Annotated in this window: 21 protein-coding genes; 8 read left to right on the top strand and 13 right to left on the bottom strand. The window is 66.7% G+C overall.

What is annotated here, in order from left to right; genetic code table 11:
• Positions 1–15: 15 nt before the first annotated feature.
• Entirely contained in the window at positions 16–660 is a 645-nt protein-coding gene (locus DVU99_RS14665; protein WP_114240975.1) for a 4'-phosphopantetheinyl transferase superfamily protein, read from the bottom strand.
• A gap of 116 nt (positions 661–776) precedes the next feature.
• On the opposite strand from DVU99_RS14665, the gene DVU99_RS14660 reads away from it, so the two are divergent.
• The gene (locus DVU99_RS14660; protein WP_198670343.1) at positions 777–4244 is read left to right on the top strand and encodes a PAS domain-containing hybrid sensor histidine kinase/response regulator; all 3468 of its coding nucleotides are present in this window, start codon (positions 777–779) and stop codon (positions 4242–4244) included.
• 53 nt (positions 4245–4297) lie between these two features.
• Here the strand turns inward: DVU99_RS14660 and DVU99_RS14655 are convergent, their stop codons facing one another.
• A complete protein-coding gene (locus DVU99_RS14655; protein WP_114240974.1) occupies positions 4298–4972 on the bottom strand; it encodes a response regulator transcription factor in 675 nt (224 codons plus the stop codon).
• A gap of 96 nt (positions 4973–5068) precedes the next feature.
• Positions 5069–7009, bottom strand: a complete 1941-nt coding sequence (gene acs, locus DVU99_RS14650; protein ID WP_114240973.1) for an acetate--CoA ligase — start codon at positions 7007–7009, stop codon at positions 5069–5071.
• Between the two features lie 216 nt (positions 7010–7225).
• Here acs and DVU99_RS14645 point away from each other — a divergent pair, with 216 nt between their 5' ends.
• The 4 genes from DVU99_RS14645 (at position 7226) to DVU99_RS14630 (ending at position 14035) form a co-directional block, all read left to right on the top strand.
• Positions 7226–8740 (top strand): hypothetical protein, encoded by a 1515-nt coding sequence (locus DVU99_RS14645; protein ID WP_114240972.1) that lies wholly within the window; start codon positions 7226–7228, stop codon positions 8738–8740.
• Positions 8741–8916: 176 nt separating this feature from the next.
• Positions 8917–10575, top strand: a complete 1659-nt coding sequence (locus DVU99_RS14640; RefSeq protein WP_114240971.1) for an MFS transporter — start codon at positions 8917–8919, stop codon at positions 10573–10575.
• 160 nt (positions 10576–10735) lie between these two features.
• Entirely contained in the window at positions 10736–12898 is a 2163-nt protein-coding gene (locus tag DVU99_RS14635) for a hypothetical protein (protein ID WP_114240970.1), read from the top strand.
• A 45-nt stretch (positions 12899–12943) separates the two neighbouring features.
• A complete protein-coding gene (locus DVU99_RS14630) occupies positions 12944–14035 on the top strand; it encodes a PA0069 family radical SAM protein (protein WP_114240969.1) in 1092 nt (363 codons plus the stop codon).
• Between the two features lie 33 nt (positions 14036–14068).
• On the opposite strand, the gene DVU99_RS14625 is transcribed toward DVU99_RS14630, so the two are convergent.
• The 10 genes from DVU99_RS14625 to DVU99_RS14580 all read right to left on the bottom strand — a co-directional run bounded on the left by DVU99_RS14625 (position 14069) and on the right by DVU99_RS14580 (position 24816).
• Positions 14069–15547, bottom strand: coding sequence for a hypothetical protein (locus DVU99_RS14625; RefSeq protein ID WP_114240968.1), 1479 nt, complete (start codon positions 15545–15547; stop codon positions 14069–14071).
• Entirely contained in the window at positions 15544–16440 is an 897-nt protein-coding gene (locus tag DVU99_RS14620) for an ABC transporter ATP-binding protein (RefSeq protein ID WP_114240967.1), read from the bottom strand. The genes DVU99_RS14625 and DVU99_RS14620 overlap by 4 nt, the downstream gene beginning before the upstream one ends.
• Positions 16441–16503: 63 nt before the next feature.
• Entirely contained in the window at positions 16504–16890 is a 387-nt protein-coding gene (locus DVU99_RS14615) for a GntR family transcriptional regulator (protein WP_114240966.1), read from the bottom strand.
• Between the two features lie 109 nt (positions 16891–16999).
• A complete protein-coding gene (locus tag DVU99_RS14610) occupies positions 17000–19036 on the bottom strand; it encodes a S9 family peptidase (protein WP_114240965.1) in 2037 nt (678 codons plus the stop codon).
• Positions 19037–19102: 66 nt separating this feature from the next.
• Positions 19103–20047 (bottom strand): patatin-like phospholipase family protein, encoded by a 945-nt coding sequence (locus tag DVU99_RS14605; protein ID WP_114240964.1) that lies wholly within the window; start codon positions 20045–20047, stop codon positions 19103–19105.
• A gap of 184 nt (positions 20048–20231) precedes the next feature.
• Complete coding sequence (locus tag DVU99_RS14600; RefSeq protein ID WP_157971452.1) at positions 20232–21251, bottom strand: hypothetical protein; 1020 nt, start codon at positions 21249–21251, stop codon at positions 20232–20234.
• Positions 21248–22498, bottom strand: coding sequence for an AAA family ATPase (locus DVU99_RS14595; RefSeq protein WP_198670342.1), 1251 nt, complete (start codon positions 22496–22498; stop codon positions 21248–21250). Before DVU99_RS14595 ends, DVU99_RS14600 begins: the two co-directional genes overlap by 4 nt.
• Positions 22498–23130, bottom strand: coding sequence for a hypothetical protein (locus tag DVU99_RS14590; RefSeq protein WP_114240962.1), 633 nt, complete (start codon positions 23128–23130; stop codon positions 22498–22500). The genes DVU99_RS14595 and DVU99_RS14590 overlap by 1 nt, the downstream gene beginning before the upstream one ends.
• A gap of 141 nt (positions 23131–23271) precedes the next feature.
• The gene (locus tag DVU99_RS14585) at positions 23272–23556 is read right to left on the bottom strand and encodes a hypothetical protein (RefSeq protein WP_114240961.1); all 285 of its coding nucleotides are present in this window, start codon (positions 23554–23556) and stop codon (positions 23272–23274) included.
• 246 nt (positions 23557–23802) lie between these two features.
• Entirely contained in the window at positions 23803–24816 is a 1014-nt protein-coding gene (locus DVU99_RS14580) for a class 1 fructose-bisphosphatase (RefSeq protein WP_114240960.1), read from the bottom strand.
• Between the two features lie 248 nt (positions 24817–25064).
• Between DVU99_RS14580 and DVU99_RS14575 the strand changes: the two genes are divergently transcribed.
• The 3 genes from DVU99_RS14575 to DVU99_RS14565 are packed head-to-tail and all read left to right on the top strand — an operon-like array spanning position 25065 to position 26281.
• Positions 25065–25679 (top strand): DJ-1/PfpI family protein, encoded by a 615-nt coding sequence (locus DVU99_RS14575; RefSeq protein ID WP_114240959.1) that lies wholly within the window; start codon positions 25065–25067, stop codon positions 25677–25679.
• A gap of 12 nt (positions 25680–25691) precedes the next feature.
• Complete coding sequence (locus DVU99_RS14570) at positions 25692–25880, top strand: hypothetical protein (protein ID WP_114240958.1); 189 nt, start codon at positions 25692–25694, stop codon at positions 25878–25880.
• The gene (locus DVU99_RS14565) at positions 25877–26281 is read left to right on the top strand and encodes a GFA family protein (RefSeq protein WP_114240957.1); all 405 of its coding nucleotides are present in this window, start codon (positions 25877–25879) and stop codon (positions 26279–26281) included. The genes DVU99_RS14570 and DVU99_RS14565 overlap by 4 nt, the downstream gene beginning before the upstream one ends.
• Positions 26282–26298: the final 17 nt, after the last annotated feature.

Here is a 26298-nt window from a genome sequence, read left to right as displayed (position 1 = left end):
CAAACAGTGCGCCGATCACGTGGGCTCGGCAAGTGTCCACAGCCGGACGTGGCGCGGCTCGCCGTGCCATGCCAGCGCACCGATGTGCGCGGGATCGAGCATCAGCCGCTGCAGCTGCCACTGGTCGGCCGCGTGTCCTTCGAGGCGGCCTAGCGTGGGCAGTTCAGGGGAACCGCCGATGCTGAGGCGGTCGAGCCCAAACGCAATACCGCGGCCGACGGCCTTGAGCACGGCCTCCTTGGCGGTCCAGATCTCGAGGAAGGCCCGATCACGCCGCGCGGGCTCCAGGCCCTCCAACACAGCCGCTTCATCCGGGCTAAAATAACGGCGGGCGATTTCCAGCGCGCGGGGATGTTCGCGCAGCCGCTCCAGATCGATGCCTGGCACGATGCCCCGGGCAATCGCGATCAATGCCTGATCCCCGCTATGCGACCAGTTGAACGAAAACGCTTCATCATGCTCAGGCGCCAGCAACGGGCGGCCATGGGGAGCCAGCTCCAGCCGCACGGCGTCGACCGGTATGCCGAGATAGGTGGCCAGCATGGCCAGCAGCGGCGCACGGCCACGGTGGTGGTCGTAGGCCAGGCGCCAGACGTGAATCTCGTCATCACCCAGCCGCTCTGCTACTTTCGCTGGCGTCTGGCCGTCGTTCGTCATCATCCGCGCATGGTGACGGGTGTGTGGCGCTACTTACAAGCACGGCGGACGCCCGCCATCCGCGCGCGCCGCCTGGCTGCAGACTATCGCAGGGACGCCCTCATCACGGAGTACCGCGCTTGATCGCCGGATGGCTGCTGCTGCTGGTTTCGTTGCTCTACGTGGGCCTGCTGTTCGTGGTGGCCTACGCGGGCGATCGCCGTCCGTTGTATCCGCGCCAGCCGCGCCTGCGACCGCTGGTCTACAGCCTGGCACTTGCGGTGTACTGCTCGTCGTGGACGTTCTACGGCGCGGTGGGGTCCGCCGCGCGCGACGGGCTCGGTTACCTGCCGATCTACCTCGGCCCGATCCTGCTCTACGTATTCTTCTTCGGCTTGTTGCGCCGGCTGGTGCTGGTGGCGCGACAGCGCAACATCACCTCGATCGCCGACTTCATCGGTGCGCGCTTCGGCAAGTCGCACGGGCTGGGCGCGCTGGTGGCGATCATCGCGGTGATCGCGATCGTTCCTTACCTGGCACTGCAGTTCAAGGCGGTGGCCATGTCCTACGCCGTGCTTGGTGGCTTCGGCACGCCGGGTGCAGCGCAGTTCGGCGACAGCGCGCTTTGGTGCGCGATCCTGCTGGCGACCTTCGCGATCCTGTTCGGCACGCGCACCATCGATGCCACCGAACACCATCACGGCATGATGCTGGCGATCGCGGTGGAGTCGCTGATCAAGCTGCTGGTCTTCATCGTGCTGGCTGTCTACGCCCTGCACCGCGGCCCCGGCCTGGCGGCCACCGCGCAGCTCCCGCTGCAGCAGCTTTCGCAGGGCGTTTCGCCGGGTTTCATGGCGCAGACGCTGCTCGCGTTCTGCGCGATGTTCTGCCTGCCGCGGCAGTTCCAGATCGGCGTGGTCGAATGTGAGGACCCGCGGGACCTGCATCGCGCGCGCTGGCTGTTTCCCGCGTACATGGTGATCGTCAGCATGGCCGTGCTGCCCATCGTGGCGGCGGGCCTGCACCTGCCCAGCGTGCAGCTCGGCAACAAGGATGCCTGGGTGCTCACCTTGCCGATGGCGTACGGCGACCGCGGCATGGCCCTGCTTGCCTTCTTCGGTGGTTTCTCCGCGGCCACCGGCATGGTGATCGTCGCCTCGGTTGCGCTCTCCACCATGATCAGCAACGACCTGATCATGCCGATGCTGCTGCGCATCCGTCGCCTGAAACTGGAACAGCGCGCGGACCTGTCGCAACTGGTGTTGCTGGTGCGTCGCGTCGCGATCATCGCGCTGGCCACCATGGCCTACGTGTATTACCGCGTGGTGGCCGACACCACCAATCTCGCCGCCACCGGCCTGCTGGCGTTCGCCGCGGTGGCGCAGTTCGCCCCGGGCATCGTCGCGGCACTGTACTGGCGCAGTGCCAGTCGCAAGGGCGTTGCAGTGGGCCTGGCCGCGGGTTTCGTGGTGTGGGCGTACACGTTGTTGCTGCCGGCGATGGACCGCTCGGCGCACTGGCTCGATACCGGTCCGATGGGATGGGGCTGGCTGCATCCACAGGCCCTGTTCCACCTGAGCGGCTGGGACCCGATCATGCACGGCACGTTCTGGTCGCTGCTGGTCAACGTGGCCTGCCTGATCTTCGTCTCGCTGCGCTTCCGCCCCACGCTGGAGGAGCGCCTGCACGCCGCGATGTTCATCGACCCGTATGCGATCGACAGCCGTGGCGCAGGTGACTGGCGCGGCCGTGTCGCCGTCGGTGACCTGCGCACCATCGCCGAACGCATCGTGGGCGAGCGCACCAGCCAGCGCGCCTTCGACGACTACGCCGAACGCCGCGGCAAACCCTTGCAGCCGGGCGAGGCCGCGGATCGCGCCCTCATCCAGTACACCGAACGCCTGCTCGCTTCGGCGGTGGGTGCGGCGAGCGCACGGCGCATCCTGATGGGCGCACTCTCGGGCTCGGGCCTGGACATCGCCGAGGCGATGGCGCTGATGGACGAGGCCTCGCAGGAACTGCGCTTCAACCGCGAGCTGCTTTCCACCACGCTGGAGAATGTCTCGCAGGGCATCAGCGTGGTCGACGCGCAGATGCGCCTGGTGGCGTGGAACCGGCGTTACCTGGAACTGTTCGATTATCCCGATGGCATGGTCTACGTCGGCGTGCCGGTGGCCGACCTGATCCGTTGGAACGCCGACCATGGCGAATGCGGGCCGGGTGAAGTGGAAGCCCATGTGGGCAAGCGCATCGCGCACATGCATGCCGGCTCGCCGCATCTGTTCCAGCGCGTTCGCCCGGATGGCACGGTGATCGAGATGCGTGGACGCCCGCTGCCGGGAGGCGGCTATGTCACCACCTACACCGACGTGACCGCCTACAAGCACGCCGAGCAGGCCCTGATCGATGCGAACGAAACGCTGGAACAGCGTGTGGAACAGCGCACGGCCGAGCTCAGCGATGCATTGAGCGCCACCGCCAACGCACGCCGCGACGCGGAGATGGCCAATGCCTCCAAGACGCGCTTCCTCGCCGCGGCCAGCCACGATTTGCTGCAGCCGCTCAACGCGGCGCGCCTGTTTACTTCTGCCTTGCGCCAGCATCCGGGACTCGACGCCGAGGCGAGCCAGTTGGCCGAGCGCATCGAAGCTTCGTTCCGTGCGGCCGAAGACCTGATCGACGCGCTGCTCGACACTTCGCGCCTGGACGCCGGCAGCTATCGTGCCGACGTCAACAACTTTGCGCTGGCCGACCTGTTCGATTCACTCAAGGCGCAATTCGCCGTGCTGGCCGAGCGGCGTGGGCTGCAGTTGCGGGTGGTACCCACCCGGCTGGCCGTGCGCAGCGATCCGCAGCTGCTGCGTCGCGTGCTGCAGAACCTCATCTCCAATGCGCTGCGCTATACGCACACGGGGGCGATCCTGCTGGGCGCGCGACGCATGGGCGACGAGGTGCGCATCGAGGTCTGGGATACCGGGCCGGGCATTGCACCGGAACAGCGCGCGCGCATCTTCGGCGAGTTCCAGCGGCTTGATCGTCCCTCGCCCTGGGGCGAGAAGGGGCTCGGGCTGGGCCTTTCCATCTGCGAGCGCATCGCGGGAATCCTGCACCACCAACTCGAACTGGTATCGCGTGAAGGCAAGGGCAGTCGCTTTGCGATCCGCGTGCCGCGCGTCGAAGGCACCGTGCCACGCCGGCGCACGCCGGTGCACCCGGTATCGGGTGAACAGTTGCCGCTGACCGTGCTGTGCCTGGACAACGACCCGGCCATCCTCGATGGCATGCGCGCCTTGCTGCAGCGCTGGGGCGTGGAGTGCCGCACGGCACTCGATGTGGTGCAGGCCGAACAGGAGTTGCGGCGCGGCGGCGTGGACCTGATCCTGGCCGACTATCACCTCACCGACGATCTTGATGGCCTGCAGGCCCTGGACCAACTCGGCGCAGCGATCGGTGACCTGCCGCCGGTGGCGATGATCACCGCCGACGGCAGCAGCGAGCTCAAGCAGCGTGCGCGTGCACTCGGCTATCCGGTACTGCACAAGCCGGTGCGCCCGGCTGCCTTGCGTGCGCTGCTGAGCGCGCTGGTGCGGCGACAGACGCCGGCGTGATCCGTAGGGGCGGAACGGTCGTCGCCCTTCACCGCAGTGAAGAGCGTCGCGGCTTAATCGTCCTCGTCGTTCGGCATCGACGGCATCGCGTCCTGGTCGATCGCCAGATGGCTGGCGGCCAGCGCCACCTGGGTGCGGTTGTTCACGCCGAGCTTGCGCATGATGGCGGTCATGTGCGCCTTCACCGTCGCCTCGGACACGCCCAGGTCGTAGGCGATCTGCTTGTTGAGCAAACCCTCGGCGATCATGGTGAGCACGCGGAACTGCTGGGGCGTGAGCGTGGCGATGCGATCGGCCACCGCGGCCTCGTCCGGCTTCAATTCCACGCCCCCACCGACCAGCTGGTGCGGCAGCCACACGTCGCCATCGAGCACCTTGCGGATGGCGGTGATGATGTCTTCGCCGGAGGTGGACTTGGGGATATAGGCCGAGGCGCCGTGTGCCAGCGCGCGGCGTGCCACCGATACATCCTCGTGCCCCGAGACCACGATGGTCGGCAGGCCGGGAAACTGGCCGCGGATATGCGCCAGCGCGGAGTAGCCGCGCGCGCCAGGCATGTGCAGGTCCAGCAGCAGCAGCTCGGCGTCGGGATACTGCTCGATCAGGCCGAGCAGGCTGTAGACGCTGTCGGCGCAATGCACGCTTGCGTTGGGAATGGCCGCGAGCACCGCACGCTGCAGTGCGTCGCGGAACAGCGGGTGGTCATCGGCAATCAGTACGTCGGGCATGGTCGTTCGGTTTCCCGGTAGTAGCGCACGCTGTGCGCGACAGTGCTCCGTTGGCGCCGTCGCGCACAGCGTGCGCTACTACAGCAGGTGGCTGGGTTACTTGATCAGTCGTTCGTCCACCAGGTTCTTCACCACGCCCGGATCGGCCAGGGTGGAGATGTCGCCCAACTGGTCGGGCTGGTTCTCGCCGATCTTGCGCAGGATGCGGCGCATGATCTTGCCCGAGCGCGTCTTGGGCAGGCCCGGCGCCCACTGCAGGAAGTCCGGCGTGGCGATTGGTCCGATCTCCTTGCGCACCCAGGCGACCAGCTCCTTGCGCAGTTCGTCGCTACCAGTCTCGCCGGCGATCAGGGTGACGAAGGCATAGATGCCCTGGCCCTTGATGTCGTGCGGTGCGCCAACCACGGCGGCCTCGGCCACCTTGGGGTGCGCCACCAGCGCGCTTTCCACTTCGGCGGTACCGATGCGGTGGCCGCTGACGTTGATCACGTCGTCGACGCGGCCGGTGATCCAGTAGTAGCCGTCCTCGTCGCGGCGCACGCCATCGCCGGTAAAGTAGTTGCCCGGGTAGGCGGTGAAGTAGGTGTCGATGAAACGCTGGTGGTCGCCATACACCGTGCGCATCTGGCCCGGCCACGAATCGGCGATCACCAGGTTGCCTTCGGTGGCGCCCTGCAGCACGTTGCCCGAGGCGTCGACCACGGCCGGGATGATGCCGAAGAACGGCTTGGTCGCCGAACCGGGCTTCTCGTCGGTGGCGCCGGGCAGCGGAGTGATCAGGATGCCGCCGGTCTCGGTCTGCCACCAGGTGTCCACGACCGGGCAACGCTCGTCGCCGACCACGCGGTAGTACCACTCCCAGGCTTCCGGATTGATCGGCTCGCCCACCGAACCAAGCAGGCGCAGGCTGGCGCGCGAGGCCTTCTTCACCGGCTCCTCGCCTTCGCGCATCAGCGCGCGGATGGCGGTGGGCGCGGTGTAGAACAAGGTGACCTTGTGCTTGTCCACCACGTTCCAGAAGCGGCTGGTGTTCGGGTAGTTGGGCACGCCGTCGAACATCACGGTGGTGGCGCCATTGGCCAGCGGGCCATACACCACGTAGCTGTGGCCGGTGACCCAGCCCACGTCGGCGGTGCACCAGTACACATCGTCTTCACGCAGGTCGAACACCAGCTCATGCGTGTAGCTGGCGTAGACCAGGTAGCCGCCCGAGGTGTGCAGCACGCCCTTGGGCTTGCCGGTGGAACCGGAGGTGTAGAGGATGAACAGCGGGTGCTCGGCCTCCACCGCGATGGGCGGGCAGTCGGCCGATTGGCCGTCCATCAGGGTGTGGTAGTAGCGGTCGCGCGGCGACTGCATCGGCACCGCGCTGCCGGTGCGGCGCACCACGATCACCGTCTCCACGCTGTTGGTGCCGGGGCGTTCCAGCGCGGCATCCACGTTCGCCTTCAGCGGGATCTTCTTGCCGCCGCGCACGCCTTCGTCGGCGGTCACCACCACCTTGCAGGTGGAGTCGGCGATGCGGCCGGCCAGCGAGTCGGGCGAGAAGCCGCCGAACACCACCGAGTGCACCGCGCCGATGCGGGCGCAGGCCAGCATGGCCACCGCGGCCTCGGGGATCATCGGTAGGGAGATGGCCACGCGATCGCCCTTCTGCACGCCCAGGTGCTTGAGCGTGTTGGCGAACTTGCACACCTCGGTGTGCAACTCCTTATAGGAGATGTGGCGCGAGTCGCCGGGATCGTCGCCCTCGAAGATGATGGCCGTCTTGTCGCCACGGGTGGCCAGATGGCGATCCAGGCAGTTGGCCGACACGTTCAGCTCGCCGTCCTCGTACCAGCGGATATGCAGGTTGTTGGGGTCGTAGGAGACGTTCTTGATGCGCGTGGGGGCCTTGCTCCAGTCGAGGCGCTGGCCGACCTTGCCCCAGAAGCCCTCCGGGTCCTGCACCGATTCGGCGTAGAGCCGCTCGTAGTCGTCCTTGCGGATGCGGGCCTTGGCAGCGAACTCGGGCTTGACGGGGTAGAGCTTGGTCATCGTGGGGCTCCTGCGGCCGGGGCACCGGCCTCCTCATGCGTGGTGAATGCCGCGGCGGCAGGTTTGCCGGCGGTAGCGCCCGAGTGTAGCGGTTGGCCGGTGATCGGTACGTTTCGGCCTTCTTTCGACTTTGGTCGAGGTTAGACCAATGGGGAATAGGCGCTCGCGTTGCAGCATGGACATGCTCGATTCGTCATCGACCTGGGGAGGCACGCCATGACACGTCCGAAGACCGTGCGACACAGCCGGCTGCTGGTACTCAGCATCGCCTGCGCACTGGGCCTGCCGTTGGCAGCCCATGCCCAAAGCAGCACCCCGAGCAGCACGCAGAGCAGCAAATCGAGCACCCGCGAACAGCAGCTCGAGCAACGCGTGAACCAGCTCGAGCAGGAGCTGGCCGAACTGAAGGCCATGATCCAGGAACAGAAGGCCGCCACCACCCAGGCCACGCAGACCGCGCAGACCGCACAGGTCACTGCGGAGCAGGCCAATACCACGGCGCAGGCCGCGCAGACCAAGGCCGATTCGGTACCCAAGCCGCAGTTCACCACGGCTTCCGGGCTCACGGTGGCCTTGCATGGCTTCATCAGCGCCAGTGCCTTCGGCCAGGACCGTACCTTCTCCAACTACGGCAACGGCCAGAACGCACTGGTGCCGGCACCACAGACGCCGGCCAACATCGCGCAGGGCTACAACGGCACGCTCAGCGGCGTGGATGTACGCAACACGCGCTTCTGGCTCGATTTCAGCGGCGCCAAGCTCACCGACGACTGGGGCGGCGGTGGCCGTATCGAGATGGACTTCTTCGGCGGCAACAACGGCACCGGCGCCTATTCGCAGCAGCAGCCGATTCCGCGCCTGCGCCAGGCCTATATGGACATCACCAATCCCGACTACGGCAGCACCATCCGCATCGGCCAGCAGTGGGACTTCATGTTCCCGCTGGAGAACGTAGCCACCTCGTTGACCCACATCGCCTTCCCGCTGGGCTATGGCGTGGGCTTCGTAGGCTGGCGTTATCCGGGCGTGGCGTGGATGCAGGATCTCAACCACGGTTCCGATGGCGTGAAGTGGCGCCTGGACCTGGGCGTGTTCGAGGGTAGCTGGAACGGTCCGCAGAACGAAGCCGGCACCTCCAACGTCAATTACCTCAACGCAGGCGCTGCAGACTTCCGGCCGCAGGTGGAGGCTCGCCTGCACGTGCAGGGCAGCGACTGGCTGGCCTACCTGGTGGCGCATTACTCCACCATCGACCTCAAGGGCGTGGGCGACATCAACCCCACGCCGCTGCGCGACACGCTCAACAGCTTCGGCTACGAGGTGGGCGCGCAATGGAAACCCGGACCGTGGACCTTCAAGGGCCTGATCTACTCCGGCCGGGCGCTGGGCGAGATCTTCGGCGCCATGTCGCAGTTCGGCAATATCAACGAATCGGGCGGCTATGTGCAGGCGTCCTACAACTTCACGCCGAAGTGGAGCGTCAACGGCTTCTTCTCGATGGTGCGCCCCAACGGCGACCAGGTGATCCGCTGGACTACCACCAGTGCGACTGCCGGTACCGCCTTGCTGCGCGACAACCAGTCGGCGCTCAGCCTGCAGTACGCCTCGGGCAACTACGAGCTCGGCATCGAATGGATGTACGACAAGGTGCGCTGGCAGCTTGGTTCGGCCGGCAACCCTCAATACACCAACGGCAACCAGGTCAGCCTGAGCGGCCTGTATCACTTCTGACGCTATCGGGCGGCCGTGCGGGAGGCGTGGCTGCCTGATCGAAGGACGGGGCCAAGGGATCACCCCGTCCTGCCAGCGGAGAGAGAGGCACAGGGCGGCATGGCCGCTCCAGTGGCTTGCACCCTGAAAACCTGATCCATCTTCCCGACCGGCAGTTCCACCTTGAGGGCAACATCATGGCTACGACCGCAGTCGACACGCGCGGATCGCTCGACACCGGCCACCGACGAGTGATCCTGGCTTCCAGCCTGGGCACGGTATTCGAGTGGTATGACTTCTATCTGTATGGCTCGCTCGCCGCGCTGATCGGCAAGCACTTCTTCACCGGACTCAACGAGACCAGCCAGTTCATCTTCGCTTTGCTCGCGTTTGCGGCCGGCTTCGCCGTACGTCCGTTCGGCGCCATCGTGTTCGGCCGCCTCGGCGACATGATCGGACGCAAGTACACCTTCCTCATCACCATCATCATCATGGGCCTGTCGACCTTCCTGGTCGGCGTGCTGCCCGGCTACGAAACCCTGGGCGTGGCAGCACCTACCCTGCTGATCGCACTGCGCCTGCTGCAGGGCCTGGCACTCGGTGGCGAATACGGTGGCGCGGCCACCTACGTGGCCGAACATGCGCCGCAGGGCAAACGCGGCCTGTACACCAGCTTCATCCAGATCACCGCGACCTTCGGCCTGTTCCTGTCGCTGCTGGTGATCCTGGGGACTCGTCTGGGCCTGGGCACCGAAACCTTCGATGCCTGGGGCTGGCGCATTCCGTTCCTGATCTCCTCGTTGTTGCTCATCGTGTCGGTGTACATCCGCATGCAGCTGCATGAATCGCCGGTGTTCCAGCAGATGAAGGCCGAGGGCAAGCACTCCAAGGCGCCGCTCACCGAAGCCTTCGGCCAATGGAAGAACCTCAAGCTGGTGATTCTCGCGCTGCTCGGCGCCACGGCCGGCCAGGCCGTGGTGTGGTACACCGGCCAGTTCTACGCGCTGTACTTCCTCACCCAGAGCCTGAAGATCGACGCCACCACCGCCAACCTGCTGATCGCCGCGGCGCTGGCGATCGGCACGCCGTTCTTCGTGCTGTTTGGCTGGCTGTCCGATCGCATCGGCCGCAAGAGCATCGTGCTGGCCGGCTGCCTGCTGGCGGCGCTGACCTACTTTCCGATCTTCAAGGGCCTAACCCACTACGGCAATCCGGCCATCGAGCAGGCTGCCGCCACGTCGCCGGTGAAGGTGGTGGCCGATCCGCAGGCCTGCAGCTTCCAGTTCGATCCGGTCGGCAAGAGCAAGTTCACCAGTTCCTGCGACGTGGCCAAGAGCGCGCTGGCGAAGAAGGGCATCCCGTACTCCAACATCACCGCCGAGCGTGGCGCCATTGCCGAGGTGAAGATCGGCGACCAGACCATCAGCTCGTTCGAGGGCGGCTCGCTGGACGGCAAGGCCTTCGCCGACCAGAGCAAGGCGTTCGGCACGCAGCTGGCAGCGGCGCTGAAGACGGCCGGTTATCCGGAGAAAGCCGATCCGGCGCAACAGAACAACCTCATGCTGGTGATCCTGCTCGCCATCCTGGTGCTGTACGTGACCATGGTCTACGGCCCCATCGCGGCGTGGCTGGTGGAAATGTTCCCCACGCGCATCCGCTACACCTCGATGAGCCTGCCGTACCACATCGGCAACGGCTGGTTCGGTGGCTTCGTACCCACCATCGGTTTCATGCTGGTGGCGTGGAAGGGCGATATCTACTACGGCCTGTGGTACCCGATCATCGTGGCCGTCGCCACGTTCTTCATCGGCCTGTTGTTCCTGCGCGAGACCAAGGACGTGGATATCCGCTACTGATCCATTCGAGGTCGTCATCGGCGAAGCGCGGCGGGTCACCGTCGCGCTTCGTCGTTTCCGGTACTCCAACCCGGGGGGCGCTGGGCACTAAGATAGGCCCGCACTGGCGAACCTCGGGGACGGCATGCCGAACGGCGTACGCAAAAGGACGGCATCACGAGTGCGACTTCGGCGGCGCTGGCGCCGTGCGCTGGGATGGACCGCGCTGGTGCTCGACCACCTCAAGCCCGTGCGCGTGTCGCTGCTGGTGCTGGCGGTGGTAGTGGTGGTTACCTTCGGCGTCGACCAGGCCGCCGAGCTGTTCATGATCGCCTTGTGGACCGATCCCAGCGAGGCGCGCTACATCGCCTTGCTGCTGAGCAGTGCACTCGCCGGCCTGGCCATTTGGCACGCGGCGCGCAACGCGTATCGCCTGCGCTATCCGCGCTGGCCGTCGCTGCAGGATGCCCGGGCTGCCGGCCTGCGCGACTGGCTGCCGCGCATCCTCGGCGCGTCGGTGCCGCTGCTGGTGAGCCTGGGCTACGTGCTGGCGCTGCTGAAGCTGCCGCATGGCCCCTGTGGCATCACTGATCACTGTGTGCGGCGAAGCTGGCGGGCGCTGGGGCTGCTGGGCGAATCGCTGGTGCTGATACTTTTCTTCATCACGCGCCGCCGCCTGTGGGGCACGCTCGTGCGGCGCATGCCGCGGCTGGTCACGCTGGCGAGCCAGCCCTCCGCGGAAAAGCGCGTGTGGCGCGTGCGCGACATGGGGCGCACCACCGTGCTGCTGTATGTGGTGGTGGTCCTGCTCAATATCCTCGCCACGGTACTCATCGCGCTGCGTCCCGAGGCGCTCGATGGCATCGGTCCGCTGGCGATACTGCTGATCGCCGAAGCGTTTCTCTGCTACAGCGGCGGCCTGCTGTGCATGATCGGCGACCGCCGAGGCGTGCCCTTGCTGTCCATGCTGCTATTGCTCAGCGCGACGCTGCACTGGCTGCATCTGAACGACAACCACAAGGTGCGCCAGTATCCCGGGATGAGCACGCACCAACATCCGGCGCTGCAACCTCCGGATACGCGTCCCAGTTTTGACGCCTACATGGACGCATGGCTGGACGATCGCTGCGCCGCGCGCCGGCCTTGTCCGGTGATCCTGGTCTCGGCCGAGGGCGGCGGTATTCGTGGTGCCGCATGGACCGCGCTGGTGCTGAGCCGCTTTACCGAAACGGTGGGCAAGGGCGTGGCGCCGAATGGCGAGCCGCTGTTTGCGCGCTATCTGTTCGGCGCCAGCGGCGTCTCCGGTGGTAGCCTGGGCCTGGCCACCTATGTGAGCCTGCTGGCGCAGCCGGATGCCGACACACTGGAACAACGCGCACAAGCCATGCTGGGCCACGACTTCCTGGCGCCCACACTGGCCAACGCGTTCTTTGTCGACTTCACCCAGCGCTGGTTGCCGGGCGCCTGGCTCGATGACCGGTCGCGCGCACTCACCCGCGCCTGGGAGGCGGCCGCGCGCAAGCAGGGCACGCAGGCATTCGAGCAGCCGTTCGCTGCGCTGTACGCCAACGGCGGTGCGCAGGCGCCCGCGTTGCCCGCACTATTCCTCAACAGCACGTCGGTGGCCGAAGGCAAGCGTTTCATCCAGCATCCGTTCCAGCCCATCGCCACCCCGCAGCGCCAGGCGTGGACCGCGGGCTTCGACGGGTCGAGCTGGCTTGATCCGCGCGTGCCGCTCAGCGAGGTGGTGCTCAACAGCGCACGCTTCACCTATGTAAGCCCGGCCGGCACGCTGGAAACGCATGCCACGAACCCGCCGGTGCCCGGTCGCCTGCAGCTGGTGGATGGCGGCTACTTCGAGAACTCTGGCACCACCACCTTGCTCGAGCTGATGCGCCTGCTGCGCCAGCGTGCGGTGCAACGCGGGCTCGCCCTGCGCTTCATCGTCATCCACATCAGCAACGATCCGCAGATGGGCGACTTCATCGACCGCCACGACCGGGCGCATCCCATGCCGTTGTACACCGCGGTCTGTCCCCCGGTGCCCGGGCCGGTTCGTGACAGCGTGCGTGGTGAGGCCTCAGCGCCGTTCGAGGCATTGCTGGACACGCGCAGCGCGCGTGGCGAGTACGCCCGCGTGCAGTTGCTGCATGCCTTGCACCCCGACGACGCCCATCCGGAGCAGGGCGACGTGCTGTGGCATTTCCGGTTGTGCCCCGGCAACTATCCGATTCCGCTGGGCTGGACCATTTCCGCGCCGGTATTCGTCGAGCTGGATCGGCAGCTGGGCCAGTACCCGCTGGCCACCATGAGCGCGGCGCTGCGCCAGCAGCTGGCACCGTGAGCCGGTGTCGCGCGCACTGAGACATGGCGCGCGCACACTGGCGGCATGTCCGAATCCCTCCTTCCACCGCAGGCCCTCAAGGGTCGCGGCGCCGCTTCCAATCCCGAAGGGCGTTTCGAGTCGATCCGTCATCAGGCGGAGGATGACGGCTGGCAAAGCCTGCTGCTGGACGAGTCGACGCCACGGCCCCGCACCGAGGTGACCGAGGAGAGGGCGCGCAGCGTCATCACCCGCAACGACTCGCCGGACATCCATTTCAACCAGGCGCTCAACCCCTACCGCGGCTGCGAGCATGGCTGCATCTATTGCTTCGCGCGTCCCTCGCACAGCTATCTCAACCTGTCGCCTGGCCTGGATTTCGAAACCAGGCTGCGCGCCAAGAGCAATCTTGCCGAAGTGCTGCGGCACGAGCTGGCGCGGCCCGCTTACGTGGTGAGCCCGATCAACATCGGTAGCAACACCGACCCCTACCAGCCAATCGAACGGCGCTGGAAGCTCACCCGCGCCGCGCTCGAGGTACTGGCCGAGTGCCGGCACCCGTGCACCATCGTCACCAAGAACGCGATGGTGGAGCGCGACCTGGACATCCTCGCGCCGATGGCACGCGAAGGGCTGGTGCAGGTGTTCGTCTCGGTGAATTCGCTGGACAACCACCTGGCGGCCAAGCTCGAGCCGCGTGCGAGCGCGCCGCACCGTCGCATCAAGGCCATCCGCACGCTGGCCGAGGCGGGCGTGCCGGTCGGCGTGCTGGTAGCGCCGATCATTCCCGCACTCAACGATCGCGACCTGGAAGCCGTGCTGGAACAGGCTGCCGATGCCGGTGCGCGTTGCGCTGGTTACACCACGCTGCGCCTGCCGTACGAGCTGAAGGCGCTGTTCCGCGAATGGCTGGCGCTGCACGCGCCGCAGCGCGCGGCGCACGTGATGAGCCTGGTGCAACAGATGAACGGCGGTCGCGACTACGACAGCGACTTCTCCACGCGCATGCGGGGGCAGGGCGTGTTCGCCGAGTTGATTCGCCGGCGCTTCGACGTGGCCTGCCGCAAGCACGGTTTTGGCCGCGCGCGCGAGCTGTGGCTGGATACGACCCGGTTCGTGCCCCCGCGCAAGCCGTCACCGCAAGGCCAGTTGTTCTGAGCAGGCCTGCTCCGTCGGGGAGCAGGCTTTTCTTCAGGCATTGGGAATGAAGGCATGCGGTCGCCGGCGCCACCCTTGCCAGCCGCGCCGCAGCAGCCACGCCAGCAAGGCGGCGAGCGCAACCCACAGCCCAAGCAGGACGGCTGTGTACAACGCCGGCGGCGTCCACGGTTGTCGGCTGATCATGCTGCCGGGTATGTAGGAGGCGCCGCCGATCAGCACACCGAGCGCGGTCATCACTCCGGCCAGTGCCCAGCCCGACAGGGGACGGCCACCGATGACGCACAACAGGCAGGCCACCAGGCACAGGGCGCTGCCCAGTCCGCTCATCACGATCAACAGCAGCGCCGACGCGCCGACGTGCATGTAGATGGCAGCGGCCAGCAGCAACGTGCACAACACTGCCTGCAGCAGCAGCGGGCGCAGCAGGCTGGTGCGCAACAGCTGGCGTTTTGCCTGCGCCTGGTTGCCAAGGCCTGGCAGCAAAGCGAGCAGAGGCAGCTCGGTGTTGGCCTTGCGCCAGCGTTGGGTGAGCGGCATCACGATGCCGATCGCCACGCCCATGCTGCCGTACAGGCAACCCCAGCCCAGCGACACCGCGGCGAGCGACCACAGCATGCCGCTGGACGTCAGGTGAGAACGGTTGAAGACCAAGGCGATCACGGCTGCGGGTACCAGCAACATCAGCAGCGTCGGCGCCAGCGTGCGCACATGGCCCATCAGGGTCTTGGGCAGGTAGCTGTTGCCCAGTGCAATGCGCAGCGCGGTGGCCGGCCGTTCGGGGCCCGCATGGCGAAGGTCCACCTGCGGCTGCATCCAGTCCGGACGCTGGCGCACCTGCTGGGTGCTGTCGATGCCGGCACTGCCCCAGCCATTGCCCCAGCCACTGCGCCGGTATTGCAGCACCATGGCGTCGCTCAGGCCGGTGGTGCTGGTGCTTTCGCTGTGGAGCAACCGCCGCCAGCGCAGCACGCTGAGCAGGGCGAGCGCGGCAACCGCGTACGGCGCCCAGGCAAGAAAGCGCGGATCGGTGGGACCGGGAATGGGCAGCGTCTCGGCAAAGCTACTGTGCAGGGCCGGCAACAGGCCGATCACCATGGCGAAATAGCGTGGCAGCAGGGCAAAGCTCAAGCCTCCCAGCAGGATCAGGCTGAGCAGCAAGGCGGTCGCCAGCATGTCGCCGCCGAACAGGCCGCACAGCGCGGCGGCCGGCAGTACGCTCAGCGCGGCATAGAACAACACCGCAGCTTCCACCGTCCGCTGCACGCCCGGCAGGCACAGCCGCCGGGCATCGATGGCCAGCAACACCAGGCTGGACAGATAGAACGCCCACACGTAACCGATGCCGGCGCCGTACAGCGCCATGACACCCCAAAGCCAGTTCGGCTTCGACGTGAAGATGGCGAAAACGATGCCGCCGCCGATGCATAGCGCCAACACCGCCAGGGTGACCCAGCGCATCGCGGCGTGCGAGCACCGCAAGGGAGCCAGCAACAGGGCGCGGAAGTTCATCCGGCGATCTCCACGAAGAGGTCTTCCAGTCCCAGTGCATCGACACGCGCACCGTGCAACGCGCTGGCTTCGGGCCAGCGCCCTTGTGCATCGCGTTCGATCACCAGGCTGAGGCTGCCGTCCGCATGGCGGTGGTGCCCGAGCGACTGCTTGGGTGCGGCCGCGGACATCGACGCGGGCAACCACAGGCGCGCGAAGCGTTCCTTGGTTTCATCCACGCCACAATGCAGCAGCACCTTGCCCTCGTGCAGGAAGGCGATCTCCGAGGCCACGCGTTCAAGGTCGGACACGATATGCGTGGAAAACAGCACCGTGGTGCCGGCTTCTCCCGCACGCAGCGCGATCTCGCGCAACAGGTCGCGGCGTGCCACCGGATCGAGCGCGGCGGCTGGTTCATCCAGCACCAGCAGTTCCGGTTGCGAGGCGAGGGCGCGAATCAGGTCCACGCGCTGGCGCTCGCCCGGCGAGAGCTTGCCGAGCACTTTCCTGGGGGCGATGTCCCAGTCGCGCAGCATGTCGCGCGCAAAGGCGGCATTCCATCGAGGGTAGAAGCGGCCCACATACTCGAGCATCTGCTGCGAGGTGAGCCAGGCCAGCGCCTCCGGCTGCTGGGGCACATAGGCGAGCCGTGTCTTGCTTTGATCGGAGAGCGCCAGCGCCGGCTCGCCGAATACGCGGCAGTCGCCCGAGCTGGGCTGCAGCAGGCCGAGCACGGCGCGGATCAGGGTGGACTTGCCCGCACCGTTGCGGCCGATCAGCCCCAGCACGCTGCCAGGCTCCAGGGCCAGGTCGACACCGGACAGCACGGTCTGGCCGTCGTAGCGGTGAGTGAGCCCGCGTACCTGCACGGGCGCCTCCGGGGTCACGGCGGAGGCTTGAAGCACGGCATTCATCGACTACTCCTTCAATCGGACGAACGGACTACAGTGGTTGGTACGGTGAGCGGGACGATGGCCTCAGCGCTCGCCCATCAATTTGCCGAGGCGGCGCAACACCAGCTCCACCGGCAATTCCAGTTCACCTGCCTGGCGCGCCACGTCGGCCAGCTGCGGTTCCAGCAGGGCCATGCGTTGTGCCGTCGTGGAGCTGCCGCGGCCCTGCGGCGCCACGGTCATGCCCTTGCCGCGCAGGCGTTCCAGCAATCCCTCCGACTCGGCCATGCCGTAGGCACGCGACACGGTCATTGGGTTCACCGCGTGGAAGCCGGCCACCTCGCGCACCGACGGCAGCAGCTCGCCGGGCGACAGCTGACCGCTGGCGATCAGCCGGCGCAGCTGCTCAACGATCTGCCGATAGATCGGCTCGGCGGAGGTGGGTTGTATGGCGAAGATCGAGGCATCCATGTGTATTAATACAACAATACACTTGGGCCGCCGTCAATAGTCCTTGAGGCAGGGGCAACAAAAAGGCCGCCGGTGCGGACACCGGCGGCCTGTGGATAACTGCGTGGATTCAGCGCGAGGCCGGCAGGTACTTCTCGAACCACAGCAGCGCGCGCTGCAGTACGTCGCGCTGGTGTTCGGGGTCGACGAAGTGATGGCCTTCGTTCGGATACACCACCAGCGACGTCGGCACGCCTTGCGCGCGCAGCGCATGCCAGTACTCGAACGACTGCGGTGCGGGGCATTCGGCATCGCGGTCGCCGACCACCACCAGCGTGGGCGCCTTCGACTGCTTGATGTAGTTGATCGCGGAGCTCTTGGCATAGGCCTGCGGGTCGTCATACACCGAGGCGCCGAAGAACGGGATCATCCACTGGTCGATCAGGTTCTGGCCGTAGTAGCTCTGCCAGTTGGCGATGCCCGCACCCGCCACCACCGCGCGGAAGCGCTGGGTCTGGGTCGGGATGAACATGCTCATGAAGCCACCGTAGCTCCAGCCGGTCAGGCCCAGGCGCTGGTCGTCCACCGGCAGCTTCTTCTCGATGGTGTCGATGCCGGCGAGGATGTCGCGCAGGTCGCCGTGGCCGAAGTCCTTGCGGTTGGCCTGCACGTAGGCTTCGCCCTGGCCGAAGCTGCCGCGCGGGTTGGGCATGAACACGAAGTAGCCCAGCGCCGAGAACGGCGCGCCGCCGAAGCCGACGCCCGGCCAGCGCGGAATCACCGCACTGGACGGGCCGCCATGCACGGTGACGATCATCGGGTAGCGCTTGTGGGCGTCGTAGTTGGCCGGATACAGCAGCCAGCCCTGCACGTGGCGGCCTTCGTTGTCCCACTCCACCGATTCGGCCTGGCCCCAGCCCGGCTTGAGCGCGACGTTGAAGCGCGTGACCGCACCCGGCGCGCTTTCGCCCAGCATGCCGGCATGGACCTCTGGTGCGGCGGTGTAGGAGCTCTGCACGAAAGCCACCTGGCGATGGTCGGCGGACAGCGACAGCGCCATCTCCGCGCTGCCGTCGCCGATGCTGGCGGGCAGAGTGAACAGCGTGCGCGTCGGCGTGGCCTTGTCCGCGGCGATCGCATACTCGGCCACCTGGCTCTGGCCATTGCTGACCTGTGCCACCAGCAGCTGCTGTGCACCGGTCCAGGCCAGCCAGGCCGGAGTGACGCGGGTGCCCGGGGTAAGATTGGTCGGTTCGCCGCCGCCGGCCGGCACCGTGTAGATGTCGCCACCGGTCGCGCCCTGGTCGCTCATCAGGCCGCCGATGAAGGCGATGCGCTGACCGTCGGGCGAGAAGCGCGGCAGCGCGATCTGCAGGCCGTGCAGTGAACCGCTGGTGGCCGCCGGGTCGAGCACCATGCTGGCGCGCGCATTGGCCTGCGCATCCTGTACGTAGAGCTTGGCCACCCACCAGTTGTTGTCGCCCGGCGGTGGCGCGCCAACGTAGGCGATGCGGCGGCCATCCGGCGACCAGCTGAATTCGTAGGCGTTGGTATCGGCTGTGGTGAGCAGGCGCACCGCGCCGCCCTGCGCATCGACGGCGGCGACGCGCTGCACTTCCAGGCCGTCCACGCCGATCTCGCCTGCCGCGGGCTTGGCGGCATACAGCGCACTCGAGCGCCGGGTGCCGTTGGGCACATACAGGAAGCCCAGCTGCTTGCCGTCCGGCGACCAGCTCAGTGCATCGGCGATGCCGGGCAAGCTGGCCACATGCGAAGGCACGGCCTTGGCCTGCTGCACGTCCGCCACAAGCAGGTCCTTCTGCTTGCCGCCGCTGGCGCAGTCGGAGAGGAATGCCAGGTGGCGCGAGTCCGGGGCCCAGGCGATGTCGCTCTGGTTGCAGCTGCCCGGCGGGTTGCTGCCGATGGCGTGGGCGTCGCTGCCGTCGATCTTCGCCACTTCGATGCCGTCGCGGCCGTTGGTACGCACCACCCAGGCCAGCTGCAAGCCATCCGGCGACACCTGCACGGCGTCGACCTGGCGCACCTTGCCCAGCTCGGTGAGCAACTGCTCGATGCGCGGGTCGACCGGCGCCGTGGCCGCCATGGCGGCGGGAGCGAGGGCTGCGCCCATCAGCAAGGGCAACAGCTGGCGAGTGGGTTGGAGCATGACGAAACGTACCGGTTGCGTGGAAAACCCAACGCTAGCAGGCGCCGGCACGTCCCGCCAGAACGCTCAACGCGTTGCAGGCGTGGCGACGGCGGAGCTGGCTTGCAGCTGGCGGGTCACCTGGACGGCGGCGATCTTCGCCTTGATTGCCGGCATGGCCGCCAGCGCGGCGCGCTCGCCTTCCATGATGGCCTGGTTCTTCTGCTCGAAGTCGGCCGCGCCGATCTGGTTTACCTTGGGGCGGATCACGATGTCCGCGCGAGCAAGTTCCTGTTCGCCCAGCTTCTGGCCCATGATGCTGATCGACTGCCCAACGATGTTGAGCATGCCCTGCGGGTTGCTGCCGTCGGCCTTGCTGGAGATATCCACAGCAATCACCACGTCGGCGCCCAGCTGGCGCGCCGCGTCGACCGGCACCGGGCTCACCACGCCGCCGTCGATGTAATGCTTGCCGTTGATCTCCACCGGTTCGAACACGCCGGGAATGCTGCTGGACGCACGCACCGCCTGCCCCGTGTTGCCGCGCACGAACACCGTGCGCTGCCCGGTCTCCAGCTGCGTGGCCACGGCGGCGAACGGCACGGGAAGCTTGTCCAGCGCCCGGTTCTTCACCAGGTGGGTCACGTAATCCTGCAGCTTCTGCCCCTGCACCACGCCACCGGAGAACAGGTGCACGTCGCGCAGGCTGCTCTGGTCGAGCGAGAAGGCCGTCTCCTGCAACTGGAACGCATCCATGCCGCTGGCATACAACGCGCCGACCACGCTGCCCGCACTGGTGCCGGCCACCACGTCCGGATGGATGCCGTTGGCCTCCAGCATCTTGATCACGCCGATATGCGCGAAGCCCTTGGCCGCGCCACCGCCCAGCGCCAGGCCAATGCGCAGCTTCGCCACCGGCGGCGGCATCAGCGGTGCGGGCGGTGGCGTGGGCTTGGTGCCGCCAAAACAGGCGCACAGCACCAGGCTGGCGAGCAGGGGCAGGAGCGGGCGGAAGCGGCGGGTGGACGTCATGGCGATGGATAACGCGGCTCGAAGGGAAGGGGCCACACCGGTAAATCCCGGTGGCCCCTGGCTGGCGAGCGAGTGTACGACCGCCAGGGTGCGCGATGCTGTCAGGGCAAGGCGATGGTTGGTTGCCGGTCAGCTGTGAGGCCAAACGGTGGCGGGATCCTGCACGCAGGCTGACAGCGGTGCCTCAGCGGGAAGGCATCCGTTGCCCGGCGTCGAAAGCCAGCTTGAAGCGCGGCCAGAAGTCGTCACCCCATTGCTTGAGCTTGGCCACGTAGGCGACTTTCTCCGGGTAACGGCCGATCGTCCCGGGCTGCCAGTCGCTGTCCGTGTAGGAGGCAACGTTGCTCGAGGTGATGTGATCCTCCTCGGGGCTGAACACGTAGCGCACTTCCAGCAGGCCCCAGGTTTCTGCGCGCGTAAAGCGAAGCGAGATCATTTCCTGGGGATAACTCACGCCCTTGGCGGCAAGATCACCGGCCGCGGCGCGCTCCAGCGGCGGCAACTTGTTGGAGCGGTCGGCCCATGCCTGCAGTGGGGCCAGGAAGGAGTGGTCCAATAGCCAGCAGGCCTGGTGCCCGAAGGGTTCCGAGGCTTCATTGACCAGGACGTTGGTGTTCTCGTTCTTGTGGTCACAGCCGGGCGTGGCGCGGAACCCGGCGCCGGGAGCGGACGTGCTGCGCCCCGCCGTGATGCGCACATAGCCCACCAGGCGGCGGTTCTTTACCCGTCCCAACATCAGCATTTCGCCATCCGCGGTGCTCTGCTTGAAGCGCGCATTGGCCAATTGCAGCCAGTCGCCGGGCGGCAACGGCACATCGAAACCATCGACGCGAAGCGAGCCGCTGATGCGACGGCCCGCCACGGCGTTGTCGAGTTCGTCCGCAGATGCACCATGGCTATCGGGTGTGGCCAGCGACAATATGGCCGTCTGCACCGGTGGCGCCGTGGCTGGTGCCGTGACCGCGGTAGCGGCTGGCGCCGTCGCCTGCATCGCGGAGGGGGCGGCCGCGGGCTGTGGTGTGTAGCGGGCTGCGGGAGACACCGCAGCCGCTGCTCCGTGGTGGCCCACTGCACGGTCTGGTGGAAACAGCAGGCACAGCGCGGTCAGCAGCGCCGCCGCCAGGCCGGTCAGGCGCCACGCCGGTGCGCGCTTCCACAGCCGGCGAAGGGTACGCAGGGGAGATTCGGTGGTGCGGACACTCACGTGGCGGGCCTCGCCACCACCCGGCCGTCGATGGCAACCAGTGAAACCTTGGTGTGGCCCTTCTGCTTGGCCTCGATCAAGGTATCGGCGATCGATTCCTCCGCGAGGCGCACGATGTCTCGCGCCGAGGCGCCGGTGCCCAGCTTGCCCTGGCGCCGCATCATGTCGAACAACAGCTCCGGATCGATGCCGCCAAGCGCCACGTCCAGGCCATAGCCCTTGATCATGGCCTCGATTTCCAGCGCGGTGACGCGGGCCACATCCAGGCCGGAGAGTGGCCGGAAGATGAAGATGCGATCGAGGCGGTTGATGATCTCGGGGGCGAACCCCGATTCACGCAGTGCATTGGTGGATGTGCGGCGAAGTTCGTCGGCGTCGTTGCGATGCTGTTCGATCAGCGACTGAAGTCCATCGGTGGCCGCGTTCGTCGTGAGGATGAAAATGGCCTGCGTGGTGGAGATCTGCTTGCCGTCCGATGCCTCGGTGATGAAGCCATCATTCCACGCCGTCAGGAAGTTCTTCTGCACATCGGCATGGGCCTTCTCGATCTCATCGAGTAGCACGACGGCCTCGGGGGCATCGCGCAAGCCGGCGGTGAGCTTGCCGTAGTTGTCCGAGCCAACATAGCCCTTGGATGAGCCGAACAGCTGGGTGGCGCCGTGGCCGCCGCTGGCGAACTGGGTCATATCGAAATGCAGCAGCTTGCGTTGCAGGCAGGTGCTCAGGCACTTCGCCAGGTAGGTCTTGCCGGTACCCGGCGGGCCAGCCAGCAGGAACACGCCCACCGGTTTGCCGCGCTGCTTGAGCGCCAGCCGGCGACGGATCTGCGCAGCCATGTCGTCGCATACCGCGTCCTGCCCGATGACCTTGCTCTTGAGCGTGAGCGCCAGCTGCTCGGCATCGATGAAAACCGCGTCCGGCTGTTCGGCGAGGCGTGCTTCCAGCGCGGAACGATTGGTCAGACGATCGAGAATGTCCATGAAATGACCCCCTGCGCCGGCCTCCGGAAAGGCCAAGCTCTGGCGCTCGCGGAAATAGCCCATGAAAAACAGCAGCCAAAGTGGCATCGCGATACCGAGCGACCACCATGCATGGCCATGAAGAAAGCCGGTGACTTGGTGCACCATGCCGTCCAGTGCGCTGCTGCTCGGCGTGTGCTGAAGCCAGAATTGAGCGACAGCGATGGCAGCGATCAACAGGAACGCCACCGGCATCAGGCGGGTGGCCAATGACCCAAGCCAGCGCATCAGTCCAACCTCACGCGCAGGCCCAGTACTTGGCCTTCGCTCATGATGGGAAATACGGCTTGCGACATGCCCGAGGCGAGGCCGACGGTAATGCCGCCGCCGTCGCCGTCCTTGACGCCGGTGACACGGATCACCCCATCGGCAGCGACGGGAACGGCAAAGGTATCGCCGTGCTTGGTCAATCGCACGGTACGCGAATAGCCACCGCTGTCGATGCGTACCACGTCGCCATCCTCCGCGTCGGTATCCCATAGCCGGACCCACACCAGCTGCACCCGCTGAGGCGCCGCTTTGGCCTGCGCTTCAGGCTGGACAGCGGGAGCCGTGGCATCCGCTTGCGCCGGTGTGGCCGCCGCCGTGGGCATCCCGGGCGAAGCGGGCCTGCTCAGGTCTGCGCGTAGCGACTGAAGTGCGGCAGGATCGAGTTGCATATCCTGCAGCGCCCGATCCACATCGCTGTCGGCAACCTTCGAGCCGATCAGGGAGTCGAGCGAATGGAAAACCTCCAGGCGCGTCTGCGCCTGCTCAGGCGAGACATCGTCGCCCGACTTTGCCCAGCCGTTGGACAGGGTGTAACCGCCCGCGATGAGCATGCCCAGGATGATGGTGGGAAGCAGCGCCTTGGCCGCCACCGACAGCGTCCCGGGTGCGCTGTCACGACGGGGCGTGGCCGCATTCGCAACTCGTCGCGATGCCGTACTCTCGTTCACCTTGCATCCCCTGACATGCTTGATGGACCCGGCCAATCACCAACACGGCAGTGCGGGCGCCGATCAGTTTGCCTTTCGGCCTTTTGCCATGGTGCCTGCGATGGGCGGATTGACGATCGCGGCATCCACCGTGAGGCCGGGAACAGCCTCGGTGACGCGCACCAGATTCATCTGGTTGATCACGCCGAGAAATCCGGGGCGAAGCTGCTTGTTGTTCGTGGCAAGGTTCTTGGCGGTGAACTGGAAGCTGGAGCCTATCGTCCACAGTCCTTCGTTGATGTTGAGATGCCTCACAAGCGCGATGGCCATCTCTTCGAAGGTGATTTCATAGCGCGTAGCGTTGGCCATATCCATTTCCCAACCGAGTGAAGGCAGCCATGGCGCGTCGCGGATCCTCGCGCTGCAGCAAGCCACCGGGCAGTGATCTTGCTTGGTTGGCGAGGCGAGGGCAAATAAAACGGCAGCTTCGAAAAAGACTTCGAAGCTGACGCATTTTCTTGCTGAAAATCGGGGGGCTTGCCACGGCCCCGACCACATCGCCCCGGCGCGTGCTTGGTTACGGAAAGGCTGGTGCGATGCCCGGCGCAGGGCCGATCAGACCGCCTTGTCCGCCTCGACGTGGTAGTGCGTGGCCACTTCCACTTCCTTCTTCGAGCCGAGGAACACCGGTACGCGCTGGTGCAGGCCGGTCGGCTGCAGGCCCATGATGCGTTCGCGGCCGGTGGTGGCGGCGCCGCCGGCCTGCTCGATGATGTAGGCCATCGGGTTGGCTTCGTACATCAGGCGCAGCTTGCCGCCCTTGGACTTGATCTTGGCGTCCAGCGGATAGAAGAACACGCCGCCGCGGGTGATGATGCGGTGCACGTCGGCCACCATCGAGGCGACCCAGCGCATGTTGAAGTCCTTGCCGCGCGGACCGTCCTTGCCCGCCAGCAGCTCGCCGATGTAGCGCTGCATCGGCGCTTCCCAGTGGCGCTGGTTGGACATGTTGATGGCGAACTCGGCGGTCTCTTCCGGGATACGGATATCGCGGCGGCTGAGCATGAAGCTGCCCACTTCACGGTCCAGCGTGAACTCGTGCGTGCCGTGGCCGAAGGTCAGCACCAGCACGGTGGCCGGGCCGTACACCACGTAACCGGCGGCCAGCTGGGTGGTGCCGGCCTGCAGGAAGTGCTCGGCCTTGGGCTCGGTGATGCCATCGGGGCAGCGCAGCACCGAGAAGATCGTGCCGACGGAGATGTTCACGTCGATGTTGGAGCTGCCGTCCAGCGGATCGAACAGCAGCAGGTGGTTGCCCTTGGGGTACATGTCGGGGATGGGCTGCGGATCTTCCATTTCCTCCGACGCGCAGGCGGCGAGCTGGCCACCCCAGGCATTGGCCTCCAGCAGGATCTCGTTGGAGATCACGTCGAGCTTCTTCTGTGCCTCACCCTGGATGTTGCCGGTGCCAGCCTCGCCCAGCACGCCGCCCAGCGCACCCTTGTTGGTGGCCACCGCGATGCGCTTGCAGGCGCGGGCGACGACCTCGATCAGCAGGGAAAGCTCGGCATTGACGCGGCCGGCGCGGCGTTCCTCGATCAGGAACTGGATCAGCGAGATGGACTTCATGGCGAACCCACAAGCAAAGGGACGCCTATTGTCCGGCCGGCCCGCGCGCTTGTCAGCTCAAAGTGTGACCAGTGCATTCATCTCCGCGCCGCAGAACCCTTTTCCGGCGAAACCAGTTCCCCGCCCCTCGTCCCTGCTTCGATCCGGTCGCGCACAGGCTGCGCTCCTGCAGGGGGCGTCGGCCCTGCTGACAACACGTTGGCAGCAGGGGGTGACCACACTGGCCTCCGTCAAAAGGAGGGATTCTCATGCGCGACACGGTGTATTTCCTGGTGTTCGACGGTTTTGCCGACTGGCACGCGGCGCAAGCCCTGTGCGAGATCCGGCGGCCGGGCGAGTGGCGGTTGCAGACGGTGGGCTTCTCGCTGCAGCCGGTACTTTCCATGGGCGGCCTGCGGGTGCTGCCCGAACTGACCCTGGATCAGCTCGATCTGGCGCGTGCCGCGCTGCTGATCCTGCCCGGCGGCCACCTGTGGGAGCACGGCTACGGCGAGGAGGCGGTGGACGCCGCATGGCGCGTGCATGCCGCCGGCGCACCGGTGGCCGCGGTGGACAGCGCCGTGCTGGCGCTGGCGCGGGCGGGTTTGCTGGAGCATCGCCGGCATACCGGCAACTGGCCCGGCCACATCGGCAGCTTCGTGCCGGAGTACCGCGGTGCCGACCAGTACGACCCGCAGGTGCTGGCGGTCAGTGACGAGGGGGTGATCACCGCCAGCCAGCTGGGCAGCGTGGAATTCGCCCGTGAGGTGATCCGCACGCTCGATCTCTACGGCCCAGCCGATCGCGAGCACTGGTTCCGGCTGTTCAAGCACGCCGTACCGCCGCCGTGGTGTGCCACCGAAGCCACCGCCGCCGCGGCCTGAAGGAGACCGACCATGCCTTTCCCGTTCGGCAAGATCCTGATGGCCTACCGGCCGCTGTACCTGCGCGGCCTGTTGATGGACGGCCAGTACCGGCTACCCGCCGCGCCGGCCGAGCCGCAGGGCGGCAAGCGCATCAGCACCGAAGTGCCCGCACAACCCGCACGCGCGACGACCAAATCCTTGCGAGGAGCAACCGCATGACCCGCACCTACCATGGCAGCTGCCACTGCGGCGCCGTTCGCTACGAAGCCGAGCTGGACCTGGCTGCCGGAACCGGACGCTGCAACTGCTCGATCTGCCGCAAGCTGCGTTTCTGGGGCGTCATGGCGCGTCCCGAGCAGTTCCGCCTGCTGTGCGGCGAGGACGCGCTCACCGATTACCAGTTCGCCACCCATAGCGCCCACAACCTGTTCTGCCGCCATTGCGGCGTGCATGCCTTCCATCGCGGTTTCGTCGAGGCCATCGGGGGCGCCTACGTGTCGGTGAACGTGGCCTGCCTGGACGATGTCAGTGATGAGGAGTGGGCCGCCGCGCCGGTCGGCTACGCCGACGGCCGCGACAACCAGTGGCGCCGCACCCCGGCCGTCACCGCCTACCTGTAATGCCGGGCGATGGCCAC

It is taken from the genome of Dyella sp. C9 (assembly GCF_003332825.1).
Taxonomy (GTDB): domain Bacteria; phylum Pseudomonadota; class Gammaproteobacteria; order Xanthomonadales; family Rhodanobacteraceae; genus Dyella.
The sequence above is the reverse complement of the archived record's forward strand: the minus strand, read 5'-3'. Positions and strand labels throughout refer to the sequence as shown.

Coding starts and splice junctions, on each gene's coding strand:
- DVU99_RS14595 (WP_198670342.1), bottom strand. CDS start 22,498: ATGCGCTGGCTTGGGTCATTGGCCACCCGCCTGATGCCGGTGGCGTTC.
- DVU99_RS14570 (WP_114240958.1), top strand. CDS start 25,692: ATGCCTTTCCCGTTCGGCAAGATCCTGATGGCCTACCGGCCGCTGTAC.
- DVU99_RS14605 (WP_114240964.1), bottom strand. CDS start 20,047: ATGACGTCCACCCGCCGCTTCCGCCCGCTCCTGCCCCTGCTCGCCAGC.
- DVU99_RS14585 (WP_114240961.1), bottom strand. CDS start 23,556: ATGGCCAACGCTACGCGCTATGAAATCACCTTCGAAGAGATGGCCATC.
- DVU99_RS14630 (WP_114240969.1), top strand. CDS start 12,944: ATGTCCGAATCCCTCCTTCCACCGCAGGCCCTCAAGGGTCGCGGCGCC.
- DVU99_RS14620 (WP_114240967.1), bottom strand. CDS start 16,440: ATGAATGCCGTGCTTCAAGCCTCCGCCGTGACCCCGGAGGCGCCCGTG.
- DVU99_RS14625 (WP_114240968.1), bottom strand. CDS start 15,547: ATGAACTTCCGCGCCCTGTTGCTGGCTCCCTTGCGGTGCTCGCACGCC.
- DVU99_RS14615 (WP_114240966.1), bottom strand. CDS start 16,890: ATGGATGCCTCGATCTTCGCCATACAACCCACCTCCGCCGAGCCGATC.
- DVU99_RS14580 (WP_114240960.1), bottom strand. CDS start 24,816: ATGAAGTCCATCTCGCTGATCCAGTTCCTGATCGAGGAACGCCGCGCC.
- DVU99_RS14645 (WP_114240972.1), top strand. CDS start 7,226: ATGACACGTCCGAAGACCGTGCGACACAGCCGGCTGCTGGTACTCAGC.
- DVU99_RS14655 (WP_114240974.1), bottom strand. CDS start 4,972: ATGCCCGACGTACTGATTGCCGATGACCACCCGCTGTTCCGCGACGCA.
- DVU99_RS14610 (WP_114240965.1), bottom strand. CDS start 19,036: ATGCTCCAACCCACTCGCCAGCTGTTGCCCTTGCTGATGGGCGCAGCC.
- DVU99_RS14640 (WP_114240971.1), top strand. CDS start 8,917: ATGGCTACGACCGCAGTCGACACGCGCGGATCGCTCGACACCGGCCAC.
- acs (WP_114240973.1), bottom strand. CDS start 7,009: ATGACCAAGCTCTACCCCGTCAAGCCCGAGTTCGCTGCCAAGGCCCGC.
- DVU99_RS14575 (WP_114240959.1), top strand. CDS start 25,065: ATGCGCGACACGGTGTATTTCCTGGTGTTCGACGGTTTTGCCGACTGG.
- DVU99_RS14665 (WP_114240975.1), bottom strand. CDS start 660: ATGATGACGAACGACGGCCAGACGCCAGCGAAAGTAGCAGAGCGGCTG.
- DVU99_RS14565 (WP_114240957.1), top strand. CDS start 25,877: ATGACCCGCACCTACCATGGCAGCTGCCACTGCGGCGCCGTTCGCTAC.